We start from the raw sequence: 8,434 nt of genomic DNA on the forward strand, positions 1-8,434 counted from the left end.
ATCAGACCATGGAAGACCTGTGTGATGCAATTGACAGCCCCTTTACCCAACCTGAGCCCGCTCTCCGATGAGCAGCAGCGCCAACTGAACCAGGTCCTCTCGACCCTCAACACCCAGCAACTGGCCTGGGTGAGCGGTTATCTCTACGGCCTCTCCCAGTCCGGCAGCCAGCCGGTCACCGGCACCGCGGCCAGCCCGGCGGCGGGTGGCAGCCTGACCATCCTCTACGGCTCCCAGACCGGCAACGCCAAGGGCGCGGCCGCCGCTATCCAGAAACAGGCCGAGGCTCAGGGCCTGCCGGTGACCCTGGTCTCCATGGCCGATTACAAACCCAAGCAGCTCAAGAAAGAGAGCCACCTGCTGGTGGTAGTGAGCACTTACGGGGAGGGTGAGCCGCCGGAGAGCGCGGTCGATCTGTTCGAGCAGCTCAAGAAGGGCAAGATAGGCAAACTCGAGGGTCTCAAATTCGCGGTACTGGGCCTTGGCGACAGCTCCTATGAATTCTTCTGCCAGACCGGCAAGGACTTCGACGGCTTCCTCGCCAAAGCAGGGGCCGAACGCATTTATGAGCTCGCGAGCCTGGATGTGGACTACCAGGCGGCTGCCAAGGCCTGGAGCGAGCAGGCGGTCAAGGCCATCGCCACGACCCTCTCTGCCGGCACGGCAACCGCCAGTGTGGCCGGTGCGGTACAAAGTGCCGTCGGTCACAGCCAGTATCACAAGGAGAATCCCTTCCCGGCGCGGTTGTCGGTCAATCAGAAGATCACCGGCCGCGATTCCACCAAGGACATCCGCCATATCGAGATCAACCTTGAGGAATCCGGCATCCAGTATCAACCCGGCGACGCCCTCGGCATCTGGTTCGACAACGATGCCAGTCTGGTGGGCGAGGTGCTGGCTCTGACCGAGCTGCGCGGTGATGAAGTCACCTCCAAGGGCCCCCTGCGCGAAGCCCTGACCCGTCACTTCGAGCTGACCCGACTGCACGGCGGCTTTATCACAGGCCTGGCCGACATCTCTGGCAACGCCGCCCTGAAGGACCTGGCGGGGGACAAGGCCCAGGTCAATGCCCTGGTCGCTGCGGCCCAGGTGGTGGATGTATTGAAACGCTTCCCGGCCAAGCTCAGCGCCGAGCAGCTGGTCAGCCTGCTGCGCCCGTTGACCCCCCGCCTCTACTCCATCGCCTCCGCCCAGAGCGAGGTGGAAGAGGAAGTTCACCTGACCGTGGGGGTGGTGCGCCATCCCCAGGCCGATGGCACCCTGCGCTCGGGCGGCGCCTCCTCCTATCTGGCGGACAGGTTGCCGGAAGAGGCCGAAGTGCGGGTGTTCGTGGAGCACAACGACAACTTCCGCCTGCCGACGAGCCCGGATACCCCCGTCATCATGGTGGGCCCCGGCACCGGCATAGCGCCGTTCCGCGCCTTCCTGCAGGAGCGGGAAACCACAGGGGCAGAGGGCAAGAACTGGCTGTTCTTCGGCAACCCCCACTTCACCCAGGACTTCCTCTATCAGGTGGAGTGGCAGCGCTATGTGAAATCCGGCCTGCTGTCGAAAATTTCCCTGGCCTTCAGCCGGGATCAGGGCCACAAGATCTATGTGCAGGACAGACTGCGCGAGGCGGGCCTCGAGCTCTACCAGTGGCTGGAGGCCGGCGCCCACTTCTACGTCTGTGGCGATGCCAACCACATGGCGAAAGATGTGCAGCAGGCCCTGCTGGAGGTGATTGCCGAACATGGTCACAAGAGCCATGAGGAAGCAGAAGAGTATCTGAGCGAATTGCGTCGTGCCAAACGTTATCAAAGGGATGTCTATTGATGAGCAAGCAAACAATCTCGAAGCAAGAAGCAGGACCGGTTGAAGGGCCATTGTCCGACAACGAGCGCCTCAAGCGTGAAAGCAACTTCCTGCGCGGCACCATAGAGAAGGATCTTCAGGACCCGCTCACCGGCGGCTTCAACGGTGACAACTTCCAGCTGATCCGCTTCCACGGCATGTATCAGCAGGATGACAGAGACATCCGCGCCGAGCGCACCGCCCAGAAGCTGGAGCCGCTGCACAACGTCATGCTGCGGGCTCGCCTGCCCGGCGGCATCATCACCCCGGCCCAGTGGCAGGTGATCGACAAGTTTGCCGAGGAGCACAGCCTGTACGGCAGCATCCGCCTCACCACCCGTCAGACCTTCCAGTTCCACGGTGTCTTGAAGCGCGACATCAAGCTGATGCACCAGACCCTGAACAGCACCGGTATCGATTCCATCGCCACCGCCGGCGACGTGAACCGCAACGTGCTCTGCACCAGCAACCCGGTGGAGTCCGAACTGCACCAGGAGGCCTACGAGTGGGCCAAGAAGATCTCCGAGCACCTGCTGCCCAAGACCCGCGCCTACGTGGAGATCTGGCTGGACGGTGAGAAGCTCGGCGAGGATGAGGAGCCCATCCTGGGATCCAACTACCTGCCGCGCAAGTTCAAGACGACCGTGGTGATCCCGCCCCACAACGACGTGGACATCCACGCCAACGATCTGAACTTCGTGGCCATCAGCGATCACGGCAAGCTGGTGGGCTTCAACGTGCTGGTGGGCGGGGGTCTTGCCATGACCCACGGCGACACCAGCACCTACCCGCGCAAGGCGAGTGACTTCGGTTTCATCCCGCTCTCCCACGTGCTGGAGGTGGCAGCCGCCGTGGTCAGTACCCAGCGCGACTGGGGCAACCGGGTCAGCCGCAAGAACGCCAAGACCAAATACACTCTGGAGCGGGTCGGCGTCGAGGCCTTCAAGGCCGAGGTGGAGAGCCGCGCCGGTATCGCTTTCGAACCGGTGCGTCCCTATGAGTTCACCAGCCGCGGCGATCGTTTCGGTTGGGTCGAGGGGATCGATGGCAAGCACCACCTGACCCTGTTCATCGAGAATGGTCGCCTGCTGGACTTCCCGGACAAGCCCCTCAAGACCGGCATGCTGGAAATTGCCAAGGTGCATCAGGGGGACTTCCGCCTGACCGCGAACCAGAACCTCATCATCGCCGGCGTCCCCTCCAAGGAGAAGGCACGCATTGAGCAACTGGCCCGCCAATACGGCCTGCTGGATGACGGCGTGAGCGAGCAGCGCAAGCAATCCATGGCCTGCGTGGCCCTGCCCACCTGCCCGCTGGCGATGGCAGAAGCCGAGCGCATGCTGCCGGCCTTCGTCACCGACATCGAAGCCTTGCTGGCCAAACACGCCCTGGCCCAGGACGCCATCATCTTCCGGGTCACCGGCTGCCCCAACGGCTGTGGCCGCGCCATGCTGGCGGAGGTGGGGCTGGTGGGCAAGGCCCCCGGTCGCTACAACCTGCACCTGGGTGGCAACCTGGAGGGGACCCGGATCCCGCGCCTCTATCAGGAGAACATCACAGAGCCGCAGATCCTGGCCGAGCTCGACACCTTGATCGGCCGCTGGGCCAAGGAGCGCAACGGGGCCGAGTGCTTCGGTGACTTCGTGATCCGCGCAGGGGTGGTGGCCCCGGTCATCGACTCCGCGAGGGACTTCTATGCAGCCTGAACAGACCGATGGCGGGCTGCCTGAGCTGACCGTCGACGGGCGGCTCGATCTGCAGGCGCTCCTGGCCCTCGGCCGGGAGCAGCAGACCGAGGCGCTGGCCCCCATCAATCGGGAGCTGGAAGCCATGAGCGCCCCCGAGCGGGTGCGCTGGGCGCTGGCGAACCTGCCGGGGGAACACGTGCTGTCGTCCAGCTTTGGCATCCAGGCCGCGCTGATGTTGCACCTGGTGAGCCGGGAGCGCGGCGATGTGCCCGTGGTGCTGACCGATACCGGTTATCTGTTCCCCGAGACCTATCGCTTCATCGACGAGCTGACCGAGCGCCTCGCACTGAACTTGCGGGTCTACCGGGCCGAGCACTCCCCCGCCTGGCAGGAGGCGCGCTTCGGCAAGCTGTGGGAGCAAGGCGTGGAGGGGATCACCCGCTACAACCAGCTCAACAAGGTGGAGCCCATGGACAGGGCGCTGCGGGAGCTCGGCGCCCAGACCTGGTTCTCCGGCCTGCGCCGGGAGCAGTCCGGCAGCCGGGGCCAGCTGCCGGTGCTGGCCATCGCCCGCGGCCGCTTCAAGTTCCTGCCGGTCATCGACTGGAGCAACAAGGACGTCTTCTACTACTTCAAGGAGTTCGACCTGCCCTACCACCCCCTGTGGGAGCAGGGCTATCTGTCGGTCGGCGACGTGCACACCACCGCCAAGTGGGAGCCGGGCATGAGCGAGGAGCAGACCCGCTTCTTCGGCCTCAAGCGCGAGTGCGGCCTGCACGAGGAGAGCGACGAACAAGGCGGCTCCGATCGCTGATCCCGCCCGCCATCGCACGGCCCGAGAATAAGACAACGCCTGGCAACTGCCGGGCGTTTTTATGCCTGAGGTTCCGCAGGACGGTGCGCAGGGATGGCGCTGCCGCCTGTGCACTCCCTCATCGTGCAGCGGAGCGGGCTCAGTGCGCGGCGGCGCGAGCCTGGGCCAGCCAGTCGTCGACCTGGGCCTGGTGCCCCTTGAGCCAGGCATCCGCATGACGCTCCACATCCGCCGGTTTGTTCTGCCCCTTGTTCATCAGCCCATTCTGGATGTTGATGTCGTTCAGCGGCAGCTTGACGATACTGAACAGCTTGGCGGCCGCCGGGTTGGCATCGGTGAAGGCCTTGTTGGCGACTATGTGCATGGTGTTGACGGTGAAACCGTAGTTCTTGCCGTTCGGCAGCCGGGTCTTGGCCGCCTCCTTGCCATCGGCCGGCACCTCCAGCCAGACCACGTCCCGCCCCGGCACCAGCTCGCTGCTCAGCCAATAGGGCGTCCAGGTGTAATAGAGCACCGGCTTGCCACTCTGGTAGCGGGCCAGGGTGTCGGCGACCAGGGCCGCGTAGTTGCCCTGCTTGTGGCTGACGGTCGGGGTCAGGCCGAACTCGTCGAGATGGCGGTTGATCGCCCCCTCGCAGCCCCAGCCCGGGTTGCAGCCCACCAGATCCGCCTTGGCGTCACCGTCGCCGTCAAACAGCGCCGCCAGCTTGGGATCCTTGAGCTGACCCAGGTTGGTGATGCCGTATTGAGTGGCCGTCTTCTTGTCGATGAGATAACCCTGGGCGGCACCGGCCACATAGGTCCCCTGACGGAAGAACACCTTGTCCCCCCCCGCCTGCTCGTACTTGTTGTCCTGCAACGGGATCCAGTTAAAGGCCAGGAAGGTGCCGTCCCCCTGCGCCACCGAGGCGTAGGCCACGTTGTAGTCCACCTCCTGCGCGGGCCGCACCTCATAACCCAGCCGCGTCATCAGCTTGCTGACCAGCAGGCTCTGGAAGGCCTCCTCCGGCAAGGAGCTCTGCAGGGGTTGCACCTTGATGCCCTCCCCCGGCAATGTGGCGCTGGCCATGGCAGCCCCGCTCATCAACAGGGTGCTCAACAGCAGGGTGCCCAGGGTCAGTTGCGTGGTGATGGGTCTCATGAGGTTGCTCCTTTGCATTGGATGGATGGGTTGCGACCACAGAGTCGCAGCAGCAGGGCCAGAGGGCCGCGCTGATACCAGCGACCGGTGCAGCTGCGATCCGGCTGACCCATGGCCTGGGTCAGGCGATCGAGGACGATGGCCAGCAGCACTATGCCGAGGCCGCCGATGGAGGCGAGCCCCATGTCGAGCCGGCCTATGCCGCGCAGCACCATCTGGCCCAGACCGCCGACCGCGATCATGGAGGCGATCACCACCATGGAGAGCGCCAGCATCAGGGTCTGGTTGACCCCGGCCATGATGGTGGGCATGGCGAGCGGCAACTGCACCTTGAACAGCAGCTGGGAGGGGCTGGCACCGAACGAGTGGGCCGCCTCCACCAGATCCGTGGGCACCTGCCGGATCCCCAGCATGGTCAACCGGATCATGGGCGGCAGGGCGAAGATGACGGTCACCACCACCCCGGGCACGTTGCCGATGCCAAACAGCATGACGATGGGGATGAGGTAGACGAAGGCCGGGGTGGTCTGCATGGCATCCAGCAGCGGCCGGGTCCAGGTGGAGAGCCGCTCGCTGCGGGCCAGCAGGATGCCGACCGGCAAGCCTATCAACACACAGAAGAAGAGGGATGTCAGCACCAGCGACAGGGTCACCATGGCATCGGACCAGGCACCGATGAGGCCTATCCCGATGAGGGAGACCAGGGTGCCGAGCGCCATGCGGCCGTTGACCAGCTGCCAGGCGATCAGGGTCAGCAGGCCTATCATCAGGGCGGACGGCACCGATTGCAGCAGGTGAGTCATGCCCCCCAGAGCCAGCTCCACCGGTGCCCGGATCAGCTGGAACAGCGGCCGCAGGTTCTCCACCAGCCAGCCGATGCCGCCCTCTACCCAGGAATCCAGCGGCACCAGCGCCTGCTGGAAGGGATCCAGCCAGTCGATGGCCACATCGGTATCCACAGAAGCGATCTGGTTCTGCCAGTCGGCGGCCTCGGTCGCCGTGCTGCCCCAGGGATCGCTGGCAGCCTCGGTCGCAGGGCCGCTCACAGCTTCGGTCGTGGCAGCGCCCCAGGGATCGGCCGCGGCCTCGTCGGCCCGGGCGGGGCAGCTCGCCAATAACAACAGTGCCAGCAAGCCGGCCAGCAGACGGTGAGGGATCAAATTCATAGCGGGGAACTCCTGTCCAGGGTGTTCAGCAGGTTAGCCTTGGAGATGAGCCCAAGGTAGGTGCCATCCTGCTCGACCACGGGCACCTGACAGGGTGCGGCGGCCACCTGGCTGATGAGTTCGTTGAGGGAGGTGTCGGCCAGGATGGGCTGGATGTCCGCCAGCAGCGCCTGCTCCAGGCTCCCCCTGTCACGCACCGCCTGACTCAGCGACTCGACCGAGACGACCCCAATGAAGTGGCGGCTGCGATCCACCACGTAGCCGTACTCCCGCTCCAGCTCCTTGAGCTGGCGCAGGGCGTTGCCCGGCCCGTCCGTGGTGTGTTTCTTGATGAGCGGCGTCTGCTTGCGACTGGCCACATCCCGGGCGCTGAACACGTTGGCGAGATCCACCCCGCGAAAGAAGGCGCGCACATAGTCGTTGGCGGGCTGGTTCAGGATCTCGTCCGGGGTGCCGACCTGCACCACCTGGCCATCCTGCATGATGGCGATGCGATCGCCGATGCGCATCGCCTCGTCCAGATCGTGGGAGATGAAGACGATGGTGCGCTGCTGGCTGGCCTGCAGCTTGAGCAGCTCGTCCTGCATCTCGGTGCGGATCAGCGGATCCAGCGCGGAGAAGGCCTCGTCCATCAGCAGGATGTCGGGGTCGTTGGCCAGCGCCCTGGCCAGGCCAACCCGCTGCTTCATGCCGCCGGAGAGGGCATCGGGGTAGGCGTCAATCCACTGCCCCAGGCCCACCTGATGCAGCGCCTGACGGGCACTCTGCTGGCGCTCCGCCAGCGGCACCCCGGCCAGCTCCAGGCCGAAGGCGGTATTTTCCAGCACGCTCAGGTGGGGCATCAGGGCGAAGGACTGAAACACCATGCTGATCTTCTTGCGCCGCACCTGGCGCAGCTCGCTGTCCGAGATGGCGGCGATGTCCTCACCGTCGATCAGCACCTGACCACGGGTCGGCTCGATGAGGCGGTTGAAGAGCCGCACCAGAGTGGACTTGCCCGAGCCTGACAGGCCCATCACCACAAAGATCTCCCCCTCGTGGATGGCCAGATCGACCCCCTGCACCCCCAGGGTCTGTCCTGTCTTGTGCAGGATGCTGGCGCGGTCGTGGCCTTTTGCCAGCAATTTGAAGGCCTTTTCCGGATGTTCTCCGAAGATTTTATAGAGTGATTTGACTTCGAGTTTGACTGTCATATTGTCCTTTTTTTATGGCCGGCATATTGCTGTTCCTGCTGCCGAACGCGAACCAATTACTTTCTACACTAAACAATTTTCATGAATAACAAAAGAACCATAAGAGTCCCAAAAAATTACTAAATTCATAAGCAACTGATTTTTATAATTTATTTACAGCAACAAAAATTCAACAGATGACCGAATAACGCCGAATAAACATGATATCCTTGCAATAAAAATCCATAACCATTCCATTTAATGAGCAAAATCAAGCGAGTGAGGGTCATGGCGGAGGACCATTCCCGGGTGGATGGCTGCCTCCCATGAAGGGCCCCGAAATGATTACAATACTAACTATATTTAATCGCTGTGAGGGGAACATTCGGAGGGGGTTGGGCAGAGCGAGAACCTATGCCGGGTGCGACGACCAAGCCGCATAAAAAAGGCGCTGTCCCAATTACGTGTTGAAAGGCTAACCTTGAAGTAGGTCATCACCCTGAAGGCCACCATCATGGATACTCAAGCCTTTCAACACCTGCTGTCTCTCTTCCCACTGCTCAGCTTGCGCCAGCGTCGTCTCGCACAACATGAACTCACAACTCCCCATCCCATCACCT

The 8,434-nt window shown here is 63.3% G+C and carries 6 protein-coding genes and 1 pseudogene; 4 read left to right on the forward strand and 3 right to left on the reverse strand.

The genetic code is table 11. The annotated features are described in order from the left end of the window. Nucleotides 1–24: 24 nt before the first annotated feature. Genes LG30_RS0119845 through LG30_RS0119855 form a run of 3 tightly spaced genes read left to right on the forward strand, consistent with a single transcriptional unit; the run spans nucleotide 25 to nucleotide 4,335 of the window. Nucleotides 25–1,815, forward strand: coding sequence for an assimilatory sulfite reductase (NADPH) flavoprotein subunit (locus LG30_RS0119845; RefSeq protein WP_033132422.1), 1,791 nt, complete (start codon nucleotides 25–27; stop codon nucleotides 1,813–1,815). Then, nucleotides 1,815–3,539, forward strand: coding sequence for an assimilatory sulfite reductase (NADPH) hemoprotein subunit (gene cysI, locus LG30_RS0119850; RefSeq protein ID WP_033132423.1), 1,725 nt, complete (start codon nucleotides 1,815–1,817; stop codon nucleotides 3,537–3,539). The genes LG30_RS0119845 and cysI overlap by 1 nt, the downstream gene beginning before the upstream one ends. After that, nucleotides 3,529–4,335: a phosphoadenylyl-sulfate reductase gene (locus LG30_RS0119855; RefSeq protein ID WP_033132424.1), complete on the forward strand. Its 807-nt coding sequence runs from the start codon at nucleotides 3,529–3,531 to the stop codon at nucleotides 4,333–4,335. Before cysI ends, LG30_RS0119855 begins: the two co-directional genes overlap by 11 nt. A 139-nt stretch (nucleotides 4,336–4,474) precedes the next feature. Here LG30_RS0119855 and proX read toward each other — a convergent pair whose 3' ends face one another. The 3 genes from proX to proV are packed head-to-tail and all read right to left on the reverse strand — an operon-like array spanning nucleotide 4,475 to nucleotide 7,835. Then, a complete protein-coding gene (gene proX, locus LG30_RS0119860; RefSeq protein ID WP_033132425.1) occupies nucleotides 4,475–5,476 on the reverse strand; it encodes a glycine betaine/L-proline ABC transporter substrate-binding protein ProX in 1,002 nt (333 codons plus the stop codon). Beyond that, nucleotides 5,473–6,642, reverse strand: coding sequence for a glycine betaine/L-proline ABC transporter permease ProW (proW, locus tag LG30_RS0119865; RefSeq protein ID WP_033132426.1), 1,170 nt, complete (start codon nucleotides 6,640–6,642; stop codon nucleotides 5,473–5,475). The genes proX and proW overlap by 4 nt, the downstream gene beginning before the upstream one ends. Beyond that, nucleotides 6,639–7,835 carry a glycine betaine/L-proline ABC transporter ATP-binding protein ProV gene (gene proV, locus LG30_RS0119870; RefSeq protein WP_033132427.1) on the reverse strand — a complete coding sequence of 399 codons (1,197 nt, stop codon included), beginning with the start codon at nucleotides 7,833–7,835 and terminating at the stop codon, nucleotides 6,639–6,641. The genes proW and proV overlap by 4 nt, the downstream gene beginning before the upstream one ends. 493 nt (nucleotides 7,836–8,328) lie before the next feature. Between proV and LG30_RS22285 the strand changes: the two are divergent. Further along, nucleotides 8,329–8,434 (forward strand): annotated as a pseudogene (locus tag LG30_RS22285) (IS1595 family transposase); the annotation flags it as partial.

This window comes from Aeromonas aquatica, assembly GCF_000764655.1.
GTDB classification, from domain to species: Bacteria; Pseudomonadota; Gammaproteobacteria; order Enterobacterales; family Aeromonadaceae; genus Aeromonas; species Aeromonas aquatica.